A 14,588-nucleotide genomic window follows, 5' to 3' on the forward strand; every position below is an offset into this window, starting at 1 on the left:
CATGGCTACTAAAACAGTTAAAGTAACACAGACCAAAAGCAGCATCGGTCGTTTACCAAAACACCGAGCTACCCTAACAGGTTTAGGTCTGCGCCGTATTGGTCATACAGTTGAACTTGAAGATACTCCTTCAGTTCGCGGTATGATTAACAAGGTTTACTACATGGTTTCGGTGGAGGAATTAGGATAATGCGTCTAAATACTCTATCTCCAGCAGCAGGTTCTAAATCTGCTCCTAAGCGTGTTGGCCGAGGTATTGGTTCAGGTTTAGGTAAAACAGCAGGTCGTGGTCATAAGGGACAAAAGTCTCGTTCTGGCGGCGGTGTGCGTGTAGGTTTTGAAGGCGGTCAAATGCCTCTTAAAATCCGTTTACCTAAGTTCGGCTTTACATCTCGCAAAGCTTTGGTTTCAGCTGAAGTTCGTTTACTCGAACTAGCAAAGGTTAACGGTGATGTCATCGATTTAAACACTCTGAAAGCTGCGAACGTTATTACTCGCAATATCCAGTTTGCGAAAATCGTTCTTTCAGGTACCATTGAGCGCCCAGTGACTGTAAAAGGTCTAAAGGTAACCAAAGGTGCACGTGCAGCTATTGAAGCTGCCGGTGGCAAGATCGAGGAATAATACGTCGATGGCAAAACCAGGACTTGATTTAAAAAGCGCGAAAGGTGGTTTATCTGAACTGAAAACTCGCCTTCTGTTCGTGATTGGTGCGATTATCGTCTTTAGAGCCGGTTCGTTTGTACCAATTCCTGGTATTGACGCAGCTGTATTAGCAGAGCTTTTTGCTCAGCAAAAAGATACCATCCTTGGCATGTTTAACATGTTCTCGGGTGGTGCTTTAGAGCGTGCCTCTATCTTCGCATTAGGTATCATGCCGTATATTTCGGCATCGATTATTATGCAGTTATTGACTGTTGTGCATCCTGCACTTGCTGAATTGAAAAAAGAAGGCGAGTCAGGGCGTAAAAAGATAAGTCAATATACTAGATATGGCACACTTGTACTGGGTACATTGCAATCTATCGGTATCGCGACAGGTTTACCGAATTTAGTTCCTGGCCTCGTGGCCAATATTGGATTTGGTTTTTACTTTGTTGCTGTTGTAAGTTTAGTCACAGGAACTATGTTCCTAATGTGGTTAGGCGAACAGATTACCGAACGTGGTATTGGTAATGGTATCTCGATATTAATTTTCGCAGGTATTGTTGCAGGATTACCATCGGCTATCGGCTCAACAGCCGAGCAGGCGCGTCAAGGTGACTTGAATGTATTGGTACTACTGTTGCTCGCGGTTATTGTATTTGCTGTAACTTATTTTGTAGTGTTTGTGGAACGTGGACAGCGTCGAATCGTTGTCAACTATGCTAAACGTCAACAAGGCCGTAAGGTTTTTGCTGCGCAAAGCACTCATTTACCACTTAAAGTAAATATGGCAGGTGTAATTCCACCAATATTTGCATCCAGCATTATTTTGTTTCCAGGCACACTGGCTCAGTGGTTTGGACAAAATGAGTCTATGTCATGGCTAAGCGATTTCGCTTTAGCTGTGTCCCCTGGACAACCGCTGTATTCATTATTGTATGCGACAGCAATTATCTTTTTCTGTTTCTTCTATACTGCGTTGGTTTTTAATCCACGCGAAACAGCTGATAATTTGAAAAAGAGTGGTGCATTCATTCCTGGGATTCGTCCCGGTGAACAGACTTCGCGTTACATTGATAAAGTAATGACACGTTTAACCTTAGCGGGTGCGTTGTATATTACCTTTATCTGCTTAATTCCGGAGTTCATGTTAATTGCGTGGAAAGTACAGTTCTATTTTGGCGGTACTTCGCTACTAATTATAGTAGTCGTGATCATGGACTTCATGGCTCAGGTTCAGACCCATATGATGTCTCATCAGTATGAGTCTGTGATGAAGAAAGCTAATTTAGTCAACAAAGCGAATTTAGATCGCTTTGGAAAATAAGTTAGCTTTTACGGAGTGATGAAATGAAAGTTCGAGCTTCCGTGAAGAAGATCTGCCGTAATTGCAAGATCGTCAAGCGTAGTGGTGTTGTTCGCGTTATATGTGTTGAACCTAAACACAAACAGCGTCAAGGCTAAGTAAGAAGTTGGTCAGCCCAATAATGGGCTGACCAAAAATATTGTTTGCAAATTTGTTGTCTGTCGAGTATCCTTTCGGGCTTTTCGCAGATAGCCTTTAACATTTAAGGAGTGCATAGTGGCCCGTATCGCTGGCATTAACATTCCTGATCAAAAGCATACAGTCATCGCATTGACTGCTATTTTTGGTATTGGACGTACAAGCGCAAGAGCAATCTGTGCTGCTACTTCAATTGCTGAAGATGCTAAGATCAAGGAATTGAGCGAAGCTCAAATAGATATCCTACGCGAAGAAGTCGCCAAATATGCTGTAGAAGGTGACTTACGTCGTGAGATTTCAATGAACATCAAGCGTCTTATGGATCTTGGTTGTTATCGTGGTCTCCGCCATCGTCGTAGCCTGCCACTTCGTGGGCAACGTACTAAGACCAATGCGCGTACGCGTAAAGGTCCACGTAAACCAATCAGAAAGTAACGGGAAGGTAAACCAAAATGGCTAAAGTTCCGTCACGTTCTCCGCGTAAGCGCGTACGTAAACAGGTTGCAGATGGCATGGCTCATATCCATGCGTCTTTCAACAACACAATCGTAACCATTACCGATCGTCAAGGTAATGCTTTATCTTGGGCTACCTCAGGTGGTTCTGGTTTTCGTGGTTCACGTAAATCGACCCCGTTTGCTGCACAGGTTGCGGCAGAGCGTGCAGGTATTGCTGCGCAAGATTATGGTGTTAAAAACCTTGAAGTTTTTGTGAAGGGTCCAGGTCCAGGACGTGAATCAGCGATTCGCGCACTGAACGCAGTTGGTTATAAAATAACCAATATTACTGATGTGACACCTATCCCTCACAATGGTTGTCGTCCACCTAAAAAACGTCGTGTATAACACTACGTTATAGGATAGTTGGAGAAAGATCATGGCAAGATACTTGGGTCCTAAGCTCAAGCTCAGCCGCCGAGAAGGTACAGACCTTTTCTTAAAAAGCGGTGTGAGAGCAATCGAATCAAAGTGTAAGCTGGAAACTGCACCTGGACAACATGGCGCTCGTAAGCCACGTTTGTCTGAGTATGGTACTCAGTTACGCGAGAAACAAAAAGTTCGTCGTATTTACGGTGTGTTAGAAAAGCAATTCCGTAACTACTACAAAGAAGCTGCACGTTTAAAAGGTAATACAGGTGAAAACTTGTTACAACTTTTAGAAGTCCGCCTAGATAACGTAGTTTATCGTATGGGTTTCGGTTCTACTCGTGCAGAATCACGTCAGCTAGTAAGCCATAAATCTATTATGGTTAACGGTCGTGTAGTTAACATTCCGTCATTCAAAGTGTCTGCGAATGATGTTGTAAGCATCCGTGAAAAATCACGCACTCAAGCTCGTATTAAAGCGGCTTTAGAAGTGGCTGGTCAACGCGAAAAGCCTACATGGGTAGAAGTCGACAATGCGAAAATGGAAGGTGCTTTCAAGCGTCTACCAGAACGTAGCGATTTGTCTGCGGATATTAACGAACAGCTGATCGTCGAGCTTTACTCTAAGTAAAGCTAACAAACAAGAGAGGACACAATGCAGGGTTCTGTTACAGAATTTCTTAAACCGCGTCTCGTTGAAATTGAGCAGGTTAATTCAACTCGCGCCAAAGTTACACTAGAACCGCTAGAACGTGGTTTTGGCCATACCTTAGGTAACGCGTTGCGTCGCATCCTATTGTCATCTATGCCTGGCTGTGCTGTTACAGAAGTCGAGATAGATGGCGTACTGCACGAATATAGCAGTAAGGAAGGCGTACAAGAAGATATCCTTGAGATATTGTTAAATCTTAAAGGTTTAGCGGTAACTATCGAGGGTAAAGACGAGGCTATGCTTACGTTAAGTAAGTCCGGCACAGGCCCTGTTACAGCAGCAGATATCACACATGATGGCGATGTTACCATCATGAATCCTGATCATATTATCTGTCATTTGACTGGTAATAATGACATCAGCATGCGTATCCGTGTTGAACGTGGTCGTGGTTATGTACCTGCTTCGGCTCGTGCACAAACCGAAGACGATGATCGTCCAATCGGTCGCCTGTTGGTTGATGCGTCTTTCTCACCTGTTGCTCGCATTGCATACAATGTAGAAGCGGCTCGTGTTGAACAGCGCACAGACTTAGATAAGCTCGTAATTGATATGACCACTAATGGTACTATCGATCCTGAGGAGGCAATTCGTCGCTCAGCAACTATTTTAGCCGAACAGCTAGATGCGTTTGTTGATTTACGTGAGCCTGCTGCTAAGCCTGAGGAAGATGATAAACCGGAATTCGATCCGATATTGTTGCGTCCTGTCGACGATTTAGAGCTAACTGTACGTTCGGCTAACTGTTTGAAAGCCGAAGCGATTCATTACATCGGTGATCTGGTACAACGCACTGAAGTTGAGTTGTTGAAAACCCCTAACTTAGGTAAGAAATCACTTACTGAAATTAAGGACGTTTTAGCATCTCGCGGACTGTCGTTAGGTATGCGTCTTGAAAACTGGCCTCCAGCTAGTTTAGCAGACGACCTATAAGTCTCAGGTTAGTACAGATTAAGGTTATAAGGATTAGTCATGCGCCATCGTAAGAGTGGTCGTCAACTAAATCGTAACAGCAGTCATCGCCAAGCTATGTTCCGTAACATGGCATGCTCACTAGTTCGTCATGAGATAATCAAGACAACTGTAGCAAAAGCGAAAGAATTGCGTCGCGTAGTTGAACCTCTAATAACATTAGCTAAAGTAGACAGCGTTGCAAATCGCCGTTTAGCTTTCGCTCGTACCCGCGACGCTGAAGTTGTAGGTAAGTTATTTACTGAATTGGGTCCACGCTTCCAGGAACGTCCTGGTGGTTACACTCGTATTCTTAAGTGCGGTCTTCGTACCGGTGATAAAGCCCCAATGGCTTACATCGAGTTAGTAGGTCGTCCTGAAGCTGCTGAAGCTGTTGAAGTTGAAGCTGCAGAGTAATTAATTTTTAATTACTTATTAAAAACCGAGCCTAGGCTCGGTTTTTTTATATCCACTTTTCAGCTTTCTTATCCCTTGTTTTATTCTACTTAACCTCAGCTCGTGTTAAGAATGAATAAACGGTATTGAAATAGTCAAAATTCAACTGTTTACCCTCAAACTTGAGCTTTGCGCTGTTAACAAGGCGAATTTATGCGTCAATAGCGAGCTATTGCAAATGAATTCAACACAGTTAGCGGGGCAAAGATCTGTTTGATATGCATTTATTATCCCGAGCTGAGGTTACTTAGTATTATCTGCAATTTTTAACGTTCACAGTAGTCTTTAGTAACTAACAACGGGTTAATACCAGTTGTTATCAAGTGTGTAATCTAATGAAAATGTACACTTTAGTAAGCTTTCAGTAGCCTCAGCATGCTCATCGGAATGCAGCATAAGCGTTTGTTGCACTCTCAAACATGCTAAATCCATAATTTGTCTTTATTTTATGAAATTCATTTATGATTTGGCTTTCTGATGTCTATTTGGAGCTGTAATAATTATGCTTATTTTGCGATTACCTTAGTTTCACTTACTCGTAAATAAGTCGATGAGGATTGTCATGTTCGCCAGATTGAGAATTGATGTCTAAAGGTTCGAATATAGTTTTCGAGTCACCTGTGCTAAAGAATTGGATGAATAACAGCTACCAATGCTTGCGACATATAAGCTTGAAGTTAATGCCTCTTCAGCTCGATCACTACAAGCAAAATTTGAGTCGTTGTGGAAGTTGTTCGGATATTTCACTGACGTAACGATTTCAGCAGTTTTAAATCTGAATCGGTTCCCGTAAGCTGTTATGGGAATTCTTACAGAAGCAGACAAAGCGTTCATAAATTACATTACTGAATATTGCAGTGAACCTCTACCCCATCAATATAATGATGGGTAACGCCAAATGAATCAGACCGTTTATATTGGAATCGCACTAAAACCGCGGCTAATTTAACTTGACCAATAATTTTTTATACGAATATAAAAAAGACCGAATCTTTTGGATTCAGTCTTTTTATTCAAAGAGATTATTAATCTAGGTATAAGAACCAATATCTATTTCAACTCTATTAATTTATAGGCTTTGAATTTGTAGTTTTTCAATATAAGTTACTGGTATTTATAGCCCTTTGGCTCTGCGCCTTCTGGATAATCTAATTTTTTGTGGGTTTGTCCCATTGCTTCAGCAACTTCTGGTGGCATATAATTTTCATCATGCTTTGCAAGTACTTCAGTTGCTTCCAGCTTACCTGATTCCACTAATACGCCTTGAGCGACTATTCCCTGGCCTTCGCGGAATAAATCTGGAAGAAGATCGTCAAATGTCACAATGATTTCGCCACCTACTGAGTCATGTACCGCGAATTCCACATGTAAACTGCTTGGGTCGCGTATCATAGAGCCAACAGTGACCATGCCGCCTACGCGAATACGCTGTCCAATCTCTGGCTTAACTCCAGTGTCATTCTTACCATGTACAATTTCATATGGTGTATAAAACAAGTTCAAATTGGTATTTAACGCGTACAGTAAAAGTGAAGCGACACCTGCTACACCTGCGATTAAAGCTACTGCCAGTGTGAGTCTTTTTTTACGTCTTGGGTTCACGATTTATTACCTCTCGATTCTTTTAATCGTTCTTCTCTGATGATCTTTTTAGATATCTCAATAAGAACTTTTTTCCTTTGGCTAAGACTATGAATGATCAAAATAGCCAAACTGCCAAATGTTACACCGTAAGCTAACCATACAAAGAACGCATAGCCGCCCATATCTAAAAATTCTGCTAATGTATCGAATTGCATTATTTTGTCGCCTCCGCGTTAGCTAAATCACGAACCCAAGGACGCATTCCGTTACGTGCCAATACTTCTGCTCTATATCTTACTATGGTTAATGCTCCTATCATCATGCCAAATCCAGCAATATTGATAAGCAGTGGATAGAGCATATCTCCAGTCATTGTAGATTTTTCTGTAATCTTGATTGTGGCAGGTTGATGTAAGCTGCTCCACCATTCAACTGAATACTTGATAATTGGAATATTGATTACCCCAACGATGGCCAATATGCCTGCAGCTCTGCCTGCCAATACTTTGTCCTCAAATGAGGCGTAAAGTGCAATAACACCCAAGTAAAGGAATAATAGTACTAGTTCTGAAGTTAAACGAGCATCCCAAACCCACCATGTACCCCACATAGGTTTTCCCCATGCAGCGCCAGTAAATAATGCGATAAAAGTAATAACTGCTCCAATTGGGGCAATAGATGCCGCAGCCCAATCGGCGGCTTTAATCTGCCAGACGATACCAATAAATGAAGCGGTTGCCATCCCCATGTAGGCTGCCATTGACATGGATGCTGCAGGAACATGTATATATATAATTCTAAAACTATCACCCTGTTGATAATCCATCGGAGCATATAACAAGCCCCATGTCGTACCAACACCTATCATTGCAATTGCTAAACATGCAAACCAGGGCAACATTTTTCCTGCTAGATTATAAGATCGCTCAGGGTCTGCATATGAATTAAGCCATTTCCACATCTTATTCCACATATTAATTTGTACTCACACGTAAGGAGGCGCCAATTGCAAAAGGTGCCATAATTAAAGAACCAACCAGCATAGCGCCAATAATCGCTAGCTGACCATCATAAGGTAAATTCATCCCTGCCGCATCGATAGCACTTGTAGCAAAAATCAACACCGGTATATATAAAGGCAATATTAATAAGGTCAGTAATACGCCACCTTTACTGAGCCCAACAGTAAGAGCCACACCAATTGCACCTAATAGTGACAGGACAGGTGTTCCCAACGCTAAGGTAGCCATTAAAGCAACATAGCTATTACCTTCTAAATGAAGCAATACCGCCAATAATGGTGATACGAGTATTAATGGCACACCCGTTAAAATCCAATGAGCTAAGACCTTAGCCAATACCATAATCGCTAGCGGCTGAGGACTAAGTAACATTTGCTCTAAGCTACCGTCGCTGTAATCCGCTTTAAAGAGCCTTTCCAGTGACAGCATTGATGCCAGTAGAGCTGCTACCCATATTATTCCTGGAGCTACACGTGTTAGTACTTGCGGTTCTGGTCCAATTCCTAGTGGGAATAGAGTTACCACCATAATAAAAAATAACAGTGGGTTAAATATGTCACCACGATGTCTAACCGCAATTTTCAAATCACGTTTTAACAAGGTCACAAACGCGCTGCTGTAGCTAATACCTCTGTTCATTATTGAGCCTTATATAAAACGATAATCGAGAGTGATTTTACGAAGATTAGGCTCAGTAATTAAACTCATATCTTGATGAGTTGTGATAATTACGCATCCACCGCGATTAGCATGCTCCATAAAGAGTTGCTCCAGCTCTTCAACACCTTTTTTATCGATTGCAGTAAAAGGCTCATCCAATATCCATATTTTACAATTGGTATGCCATAATCTTGCTAACGCTGTTCTCCGGTGTTGCCCTGCAGACAGATGTCCTGCTAATGCTTCTTCAAACCCGCTTAAGTTTACTTTGGCTAAAATGTCAGACGTTCTATAGTCATCATAACCACTGATTCTTAAATTGAAGTTAAGATTTTCTTCTGCGGTTAATTCACTTTTAACGCCGGCTAGGTGCCCTAAATAAAGTAAATTTTCATTAAACTCATCACGCGATCGAATGATGTTGTGTTTCAAATACAGCACATCCCCGGAATAGGGACGAGATAAACCTGCTAGAATACGTAATAAGCTTGTTTTTCCGGAGCCATTCGGACCTTCAATTTGAACGATATCCCCAGGCATGATATCAAAGCTAAGCTCGTCAAATAATAAACGCTCTTCGCGGATGCATGTTAGGTTGTTTGCACTGATCAAGGGAGTGGATGATGTTATTTTTGTCACTGAGCCCTCTATTTAATCGACTAATAAAGATTAAAAGATATTAACATAAACAGTATTATGCAGTTAACTTTAGCTATCATTAAGTGCCCGCAATTTGATGTAGTTCCAATAAAATTACTAAAATGCGAGTTTTTTCAACATTTGCTAATATATTACTTGAACTGGTTAATATTGGTTGATTTGAATGCCAAGGTGAGATTGTTATCACAAAAAGGTGAGATTTTTTGCAGTATGTAGTAATCTAGTAGAGCTAAAAATAGTCTGCCTTCTAAAAATAACAGGCAGCGTTGAGCTTTGTATTTATTTGCAATTAGGAACGTTGAACATGAAAAAATTGTTAGCAATGACTGCAGTAGCTGCCTTAACTTTGTCTGCGAATGTATTTGCTCAAGAAGGTGAAGCTGTATATAACAAGGCATGTCAAGTATGTCACAGCATGGGTGTGGCCGGTGCGCCTAAATCTCATGATGTTGCTGCTTGGGAACCTCGTTTAGCCAAGGGTGTTGATGTACTATTAAACTCTGTTAAGACAGGTTTAAATGCAATGCCACCAGGTGGTATGTGTACTGACTGTTCTGATGAAGATTACAAGAACGCTATTGAGTTCATGTCTAAGTAATACTTCTTTAAGAATATAAAAACCGGCCTAATAGCCGGTTTTTTTATGGATGTCTGACAGCAAATTTGCGTAGACCTCTATTAAGGTGAACCTAATAAGTTCGCCTTAATCTAAGTTATTGAACTATTGTATCTAATACGAGCGTGGTTTTACCGCCGACTTTAACAGCATCTACAGTACCTTTCATGTCACCCGCTTGTGGTTTGACGCTGCCATGTTTTGATAGCACGGCTATAATCTCAACTTCGCTAGCACCACTTAATTTTACATCCCCTCCCATAGAAGTACTATCGTCTAAGGTAATGGTCAATGGTAAATCACTAGCATTGACTTTAGTCGCTGCTAAAGGCACTTTTGGCCCTTGAGTTGCGCGAGCAAAAATAAATACTTGATCATTTGGCCCAACCTTAGACGCTAATTCCGGTGCAACTTCGACCATAACACTGACAGTTTTTGCAATTGTTGTACCTGCTTCAGTGGCGGTATTTTTAACAGCACTGTGGGCATCATCATTTGGCATGGCTCCCGTATCTGATTGCATACTCATTTTAGCAGACTGAATAGCATTCATTAATGCTGTGCGGTCAACATCACTACGGTCACTATCTAAAATAGCTTGCCATGCATTAATTGCATCTTGATATTGAGCATTAAAAAAGGCGTCCATTCCGACAAGTAATAATGTAGATGGGTCTTGTGCATCCAAAGCTAATGACTGCTCAATAATAGCCTGAATATCTGGCGTGAGCTTCTGACCTGCCTGGTAATACATCGCCGTTGCTTTAGGGCCTAGTAATTCAGCGTGGGTTCCGACTAACTCCATGACTTTATCGAATGCAGCAACAGCTTTATTATATTGGTTTGCTGAAATATAAGCATGACCTAGGCTAAACCATGCTTGGCTGTTTTCAGGAGCTTGTTGAACCTCTGCCTCCATCATCTGCACACGCTGAGCCATAATTTGTTCATTACTCATTCCTTGATGCGGATTATTAGCTTGTGGCGGATTTGCCAGTTCATTATATGCACCAAGCTGCTGATAGAAGTAACCTGTTAGTCCCAACACTACTATGGTCATCAAAGAGGGCCATAAAATACCTTTTGGTTTTGCAGCAGCAAGTGAGTCATCACCCTTATGCTTCATATCCTGCAATAAACTAATTTCTAGTTCCTGCTTTAATGCGTCAAATTCATTCTGATCATGTAAATCGTTTTGTAATTCTTTCTCAAGAATGCCTAAACGTTCATTAAAAAGTTCAAGGTTAGTTTGTTTACGGACGCCAGACTCTTCAGCTTGAAGTAGCTTTGTCTGACGAAAATGAGGTACCCAAATCATCATTAAACCGATAATAAGGACAAGCGCGATAAGAATCCAAAATGTGGTCATCGTTTCAATATTCACTTTTAGTTTATAGGAAAGCGGGGGTTCCGCTGAGCTTGATTAGACGATTATACGTAAAGATTATTAATTGAATAGTAATATAAGGAAGATATAAAGCTCAAACTTGAGAGTTGAGCACTGGTTCACAATTTAAAATGTGAACATTAAATGGTAAGAAACTTTAGATCATTTTGTTAGTCTTATCGCAGTGTGATTGTGATTAGAGACTTTTGATCCTACAGCGTACCGATAATGAGACAAGTAACCCAGTTTTGCACGAAAGTGGCAGACATGTGAGCTGGCAAGCTCTAAAATGATTTAAAATTCGCTTAAGCTAATGTGAGTATAGTAACGTATGCTCATCACCTGCATTAACGTGGTTTGTTGATATCAAATCAATGTTTTTATAACTAAGGAATACCCATGATTCCAGAAATTGGACATTTTTCACTGATAATAGGTTTGGCATTTGCCATGTTATTAGCCAGTGTTCCATTAATAGGTGCTGCCAAGAAAGATGCATATTTAGTGAGATATGCCTGGCCTCTTGCGTACGGTATGTTTTTCTTCATTCTAGTTTCAGTAGTTATATTAGGCTACAGCTTCGCGGTGGATGACTTTTCAGTCGCCTATGTTGCACATCATTCAAATTCACAATTACCCATCTTCTTTAAAATTGCTGCAGTATGGGGCGGTCATGAAGGTTCATTATTATTCTGGGTATTCTCATTGTCAGTGTGGGCAACAGCTGTAGCCATGTTCAGTAAAGGCTTAGAAGAAGTCTTTACTGCGAGGGTGCTAGCAGTACTAGCCATGATTATTGTTGGTTTCACCTTGTTTATGGTTCTAACCTCAAGTCCATTTGAGCGTATATTTCCAATTCCAATGGAAGGACGTGACTTAAATCCAATGTTGCAAGATGTGGGGCTAATCTTCCACCCACCTATGTTATACCTTGGTTATGTAGGTTTCTCAGTAAGCTTTGCTTTTGCTATTGCAGCATTAATGAGTGGTAGTTTAGATTCAGCTTGGGCTCGTTGGTCTCGTCCTTGGACGTTGGCTGCTTGGGTGTTCTTAACCGGTGGTATCTCACTAGGCTCTTGGTGGGCATACTATGAATTAGGCTGGGGTGGTTGGTGGTTCTGGGATCCAGTTGAAAATGCTTCTTTTATGCCTTGGCTAATAGGTACAGCATTGGTTCACTCTTTAGTGGTAACTGAAAAGCGTGGTGCATTCCGCAATTGGACTGTTTTGCTATCAATCTTTGCTTTCTCATTAAGCTTACTGGGTACCTTTATTGTGCGTTCCGGTGTACTCACATCGGTGCATTCATTTGCAGCAGATCCAAGCCGTGGTATGTTTATTCTGCTTCTACTGGCTATTGCCGTTGGTGGCTCTTTAACTCTGTTTGCTTTCCGTGCCAGCGAAATGAGCAGTCCTGCTCGATTTGAGCTTAAGTCTAAAGAAACCATGTTGTTGGTTTGTAACGTGCTATTAACTGTAGCTGCCGGTACCGTGCTACTTGGAACCTTATATCCGCTGCTTATAGATGCGCTCGGTATGGGTAAAATTTCTGTAGGACCTCCATATTTCAACGCGGTATTCGTTCCAATCGTGTTAGTACTGTTTGGCTTTATGGGTATTGGTCCAATCATTCGCTGGAAGAAATCAAAGCAAGGCGAGATCAAGCGTCAATTGCTTGTGCCTGCAATGGTTGCAGCAGTGATCGGTTTGTCTGTACCTTTCCTCATGGGCGGCGAATTCAATATATGGGTTGTACTTGGCATTACTGCGGCAACATGGGTGACATTATCGACATTCCGCGCTGCATACAATATGGTTAAAGGAACAGATGGCAGCATCAGTTTAACCCGTATTGGGCGTAGCCAACTTGGAATGATCATGGCCCACTTAGGTATTGCCGTCTCAATTGTTGGTGCCACTATGGTGTCGAACTACTCAATAGAGAAAAGTGTTCGCATGGGGCCAGGAATCAGTCAAGAGTTAGCGGGTTACACATTCAAGTATCTTGAAACTAAGAATGTCGTTGGACCAAACTACACAGCACAACAAGGTCAAATAGAAATCTATCAAGATGATAAATACATTACCTTATTAAAACCGGATCGTCGTCAATATAATGTTCGTACAATGGACATGACAGAAGCCGGTATCGATTGGGGTTTATTCCGTGACCTATATGTCACCATGGGTGACCCAATCAGTGCGACCGAGTTTGCTGTACGTCTAAACTACAAACCTTTTGTACGTTGGTTATGGTTCGGATCAATCTTTATGATGATTGGTGGTTTCCTTGCTGCATCAGATAAGCGTTATCGCGTAAAGAGCACGGCTGCCGAAGTAAACGACAAAGCAAAAGAAAAGTTAGCGACAGCTTAAAAACGGAGAATTTATGAAAAAGTTGGTGCTGTTTATACCTCTAGCCTTATTTTTGGTGATGGGAATATTCTTATATCAAGGTTTATTCCTTAATCCACAAAAGCTGGATTCAGCATTAGAAGGGAAGCCGGTGCCGGCTTTCCAACTTGAGAGACTTGAAACCCCTGGTGAACTGTTGACTGAAGCTGATTTAAAAGGTCAAGTTTCATTATTAAACGTGTGGGCCACCTGGTGTCCTGCATGTAAATATGAACATCCTTTTTTAACTATGTTGTCTCGTCGTAATATTATGCCTATATATGGTATTAATTATCGTGACGATCGAGCACTGGCAATAAAAGAGCTACAGCGCGAAGGGGATCCATATACGATCAACTTTTATGATAAAGATGGTCGTTTAGGTTTGGATCTCGGGGTATATGGTGCGCCAGAAACATTTATCATTGATCATAATGGCATTATACGATTTCGCTATGCAGGCCCAATTGATCAAAATATTTGGCAAGATACCTTATATCCAATGGTTAAGCAGCTACAAGCTGAAGCTAAAGCGGATGGAGCAGCGTAATGAAATTAGTTAATTTATCGTTCGCGTTAGTTATTGGTTTGTTATCGAGTGTAGTGGTCCATGCCACACCAGTAGATACCTATGAATTCAAAACACCCAGTAATCAAAAGCGTGCTATTTCACTCGCACATGAGTTGCGTTGCCCACAATGTCAAAACCAAAACTTAGTTGATTCTAATTCGCCAGTCGCTCAAGATTTGCGATTAGAAGTTTATAAGATGGTTGATGATGGTAAGTCAGATGAGCAAATTGTAGAGTTCATGACAAGTCGTTATGGTGACTTTGTACTTTATAAACCGCGACTTGATCCAAAAACATATGTTCTTTGGATTGGTCCTTTTGCGCTGCTATTTATAGGTTTCATTGTTGGCGCGATACTTATTCGTCGCCAGAGAAATGTAAAATATGCCCATGCCGAGATGTCAGCTGAAGATAAACAGCAGCTTGATGAATTACTAAAACGTAATAAATAACCTCAGTCCAGAATATAAAGACTTTTCAAACTGCTCTTTGTTTTGTTAACAGCGTTACATCAACGTGCTTTGCTTTCAAAACAAATAGCAAGTTTGCGATAAAATAGG

At 41.3% G+C, this 14,588-nt stretch carries 19 protein-coding genes; 13 read left to right on the top strand and 6 right to left on the bottom strand.

Going from position 1 to position 14,588, the window contains the following annotated elements:
- The first annotated feature begins 1 nt into the window (after position 1).
- The 9 genes from rpmD to rplQ all read left to right on the top strand — a co-directional run bounded on the left by rpmD (position 2) and on the right by rplQ (position 5,095).
- A complete protein-coding gene (rpmD, locus tag ACRWP9_RS03120) occupies positions 2 to 190 on the top strand; it encodes a 50S ribosomal protein L30 (protein WP_226411979.1) in 189 nt (62 codons plus the stop codon).
- Positions 190 to 624, top strand: coding sequence for a 50S ribosomal protein L15 (gene rplO / locus ACRWP9_RS03125; protein ID WP_226411978.1), 435 nt, complete (start codon positions 190 to 192; stop codon positions 622 to 624). The genes rpmD and rplO overlap by 1 nt, the downstream gene beginning before the upstream one ends.
- Before the next feature lie 7 nt (positions 625 to 631).
- Positions 632 to 1,972: a preprotein translocase subunit SecY gene (secY, locus tag ACRWP9_RS03130; RefSeq protein WP_226411977.1), complete on the top strand. Its 1,341-nt coding sequence runs from the start codon at positions 632 to 634 to the stop codon at positions 1,970 to 1,972.
- 23 nt (positions 1,973 to 1,995) lie between these two features.
- On the top strand, positions 1,996 to 2,109 hold the full coding sequence (gene rpmJ / locus ACRWP9_RS03135) for a 50S ribosomal protein L36 (RefSeq protein WP_006083579.1): 114 nt from the start codon (positions 1,996 to 1,998) through the stop codon (positions 2,107 to 2,109).
- A 118-nt stretch (positions 2,110 to 2,227) separates the two neighbouring features.
- Positions 2,228 to 2,584, top strand: coding sequence for a 30S ribosomal protein S13 (gene rpsM / locus ACRWP9_RS03140; RefSeq protein ID WP_226411976.1), 357 nt, complete (start codon positions 2,228 to 2,230; stop codon positions 2,582 to 2,584).
- A 17-nt stretch (positions 2,585 to 2,601) separates the two neighbouring features.
- A complete protein-coding gene (rpsK, locus tag ACRWP9_RS03145) occupies positions 2,602 to 2,994 on the top strand; it encodes a 30S ribosomal protein S11 (RefSeq protein WP_011635661.1) in 393 nt (130 codons plus the stop codon).
- Between the two features lie 31 nt (positions 2,995 to 3,025).
- Positions 3,026 to 3,646 carry a 30S ribosomal protein S4 gene (rpsD, locus tag ACRWP9_RS03150; protein WP_226411974.1) on the top strand — a complete coding sequence of 207 codons (621 nt, stop codon included), beginning with the start codon at positions 3,026 to 3,028 and terminating at the stop codon, positions 3,644 to 3,646.
- A gap of 24 nt (positions 3,647 to 3,670) precedes the next feature.
- Complete coding sequence (locus ACRWP9_RS03155; protein ID WP_188843792.1) at positions 3,671 to 4,660, top strand: DNA-directed RNA polymerase subunit alpha; 990 nt, start codon at positions 3,671 to 3,673, stop codon at positions 4,658 to 4,660.
- Positions 4,661 to 4,699: 39 nt separating this feature from the next.
- Entirely contained in the window at positions 4,700 to 5,095 is a 396-nt protein-coding gene (gene rplQ, locus ACRWP9_RS03160; RefSeq protein ID WP_226411972.1) for a 50S ribosomal protein L17, read from the top strand.
- A 1,143-nt stretch (positions 5,096 to 6,238) separates the two neighbouring features.
- On the opposite strand, the gene ccmE is transcribed toward rplQ, so the two are convergent.
- The 5 genes from ccmE to ccmA are packed head-to-tail and all read right to left on the bottom strand — an operon-like array spanning position 6,239 to position 9,039.
- The gene (ccmE, locus tag ACRWP9_RS03165; RefSeq protein WP_226411970.1) at positions 6,239 to 6,736 is read right to left on the bottom strand and encodes a cytochrome c maturation protein CcmE; all 498 of its coding nucleotides are present in this window, start codon (positions 6,734 to 6,736) and stop codon (positions 6,239 to 6,241) included.
- Complete coding sequence (gene ccmD, locus ACRWP9_RS03170) at positions 6,733 to 6,933, bottom strand: heme exporter protein CcmD (RefSeq protein ID WP_226411968.1); 201 nt, start codon at positions 6,931 to 6,933, stop codon at positions 6,733 to 6,735. The genes ccmE and ccmD overlap by 4 nt, the downstream gene beginning before the upstream one ends.
- Positions 6,933 to 7,679, bottom strand: a complete 747-nt coding sequence (locus tag ACRWP9_RS03175) for a heme ABC transporter permease (RefSeq protein WP_226411966.1) — start codon at positions 7,677 to 7,679, stop codon at positions 6,933 to 6,935. Before ACRWP9_RS03175 ends, ccmD begins: the two co-directional genes overlap by 1 nt.
- 13 nt (positions 7,680 to 7,692) lie before the next feature.
- The gene (ccmB, locus tag ACRWP9_RS03180; protein WP_434927801.1) at positions 7,693 to 8,379 is read right to left on the bottom strand and encodes a heme exporter protein CcmB; all 687 of its coding nucleotides are present in this window, start codon (positions 8,377 to 8,379) and stop codon (positions 7,693 to 7,695) included.
- Between the two features lie 9 nt (positions 8,380 to 8,388).
- On the bottom strand, positions 8,389 to 9,039 hold the full coding sequence (gene ccmA, locus ACRWP9_RS03185) for a cytochrome c biogenesis heme-transporting ATPase CcmA (RefSeq protein ID WP_434927802.1): 651 nt from the start codon (positions 9,037 to 9,039) through the stop codon (positions 8,389 to 8,391).
- 325 nt (positions 9,040 to 9,364) lie between these two features.
- Here ccmA and ACRWP9_RS03190 point away from each other — a divergent pair, with 325 nt between their 5' ends.
- The gene (locus ACRWP9_RS03190) at positions 9,365 to 9,658 is read left to right on the top strand and encodes a c-type cytochrome (protein WP_434927803.1); all 294 of its coding nucleotides are present in this window, start codon (positions 9,365 to 9,367) and stop codon (positions 9,656 to 9,658) included.
- Between the two features lie 115 nt (positions 9,659 to 9,773).
- Here ACRWP9_RS03190 and ccmI read toward each other — a convergent pair whose 3' ends face one another.
- A complete protein-coding gene (ccmI, locus tag ACRWP9_RS03195) occupies positions 9,774 to 11,045 on the bottom strand; it encodes a c-type cytochrome biogenesis protein CcmI (RefSeq protein ID WP_434927804.1) in 1,272 nt (423 codons plus the stop codon).
- 417 nt (positions 11,046 to 11,462) lie between these two features.
- Between ccmI and ACRWP9_RS03200 the strand changes: the two genes are divergently transcribed.
- From ACRWP9_RS03200 to nrfF, 3 genes are read left to right on the top strand one after another with little or no spacing between them, the layout of a single operon-like run.
- Entirely contained in the window at positions 11,463 to 13,439 is a 1,977-nt protein-coding gene (locus tag ACRWP9_RS03200; RefSeq protein ID WP_434927806.1) for a heme lyase CcmF/NrfE family subunit, read from the top strand.
- 13 nt (positions 13,440 to 13,452) lie between these two features.
- Positions 13,453 to 14,007, top strand: a complete 555-nt coding sequence (locus ACRWP9_RS03205; protein ID WP_434927807.1) for a DsbE family thiol:disulfide interchange protein — start codon at positions 13,453 to 13,455, stop codon at positions 14,005 to 14,007.
- Positions 14,007 to 14,480 carry a heme lyase NrfEFG subunit NrfF gene (nrfF, locus tag ACRWP9_RS03210; protein ID WP_434927808.1) on the top strand — a complete coding sequence of 158 codons (474 nt, stop codon included), beginning with the start codon at positions 14,007 to 14,009 and terminating at the stop codon, positions 14,478 to 14,480. Before ACRWP9_RS03205 ends, nrfF begins: the two co-directional genes overlap by 1 nt.
- The last annotated feature ends 108 nt before the right edge of the window (positions 14,481 to 14,588 follow it).

The sequence above is a fragment of the Shewanella sp. HL-SH2 genome, assembly GCF_051164935.1.
In the GTDB taxonomy this organism is placed as follows: domain Bacteria; phylum Pseudomonadota; class Gammaproteobacteria; order Enterobacterales; family Shewanellaceae; genus Shewanella; species Shewanella glacialimarina.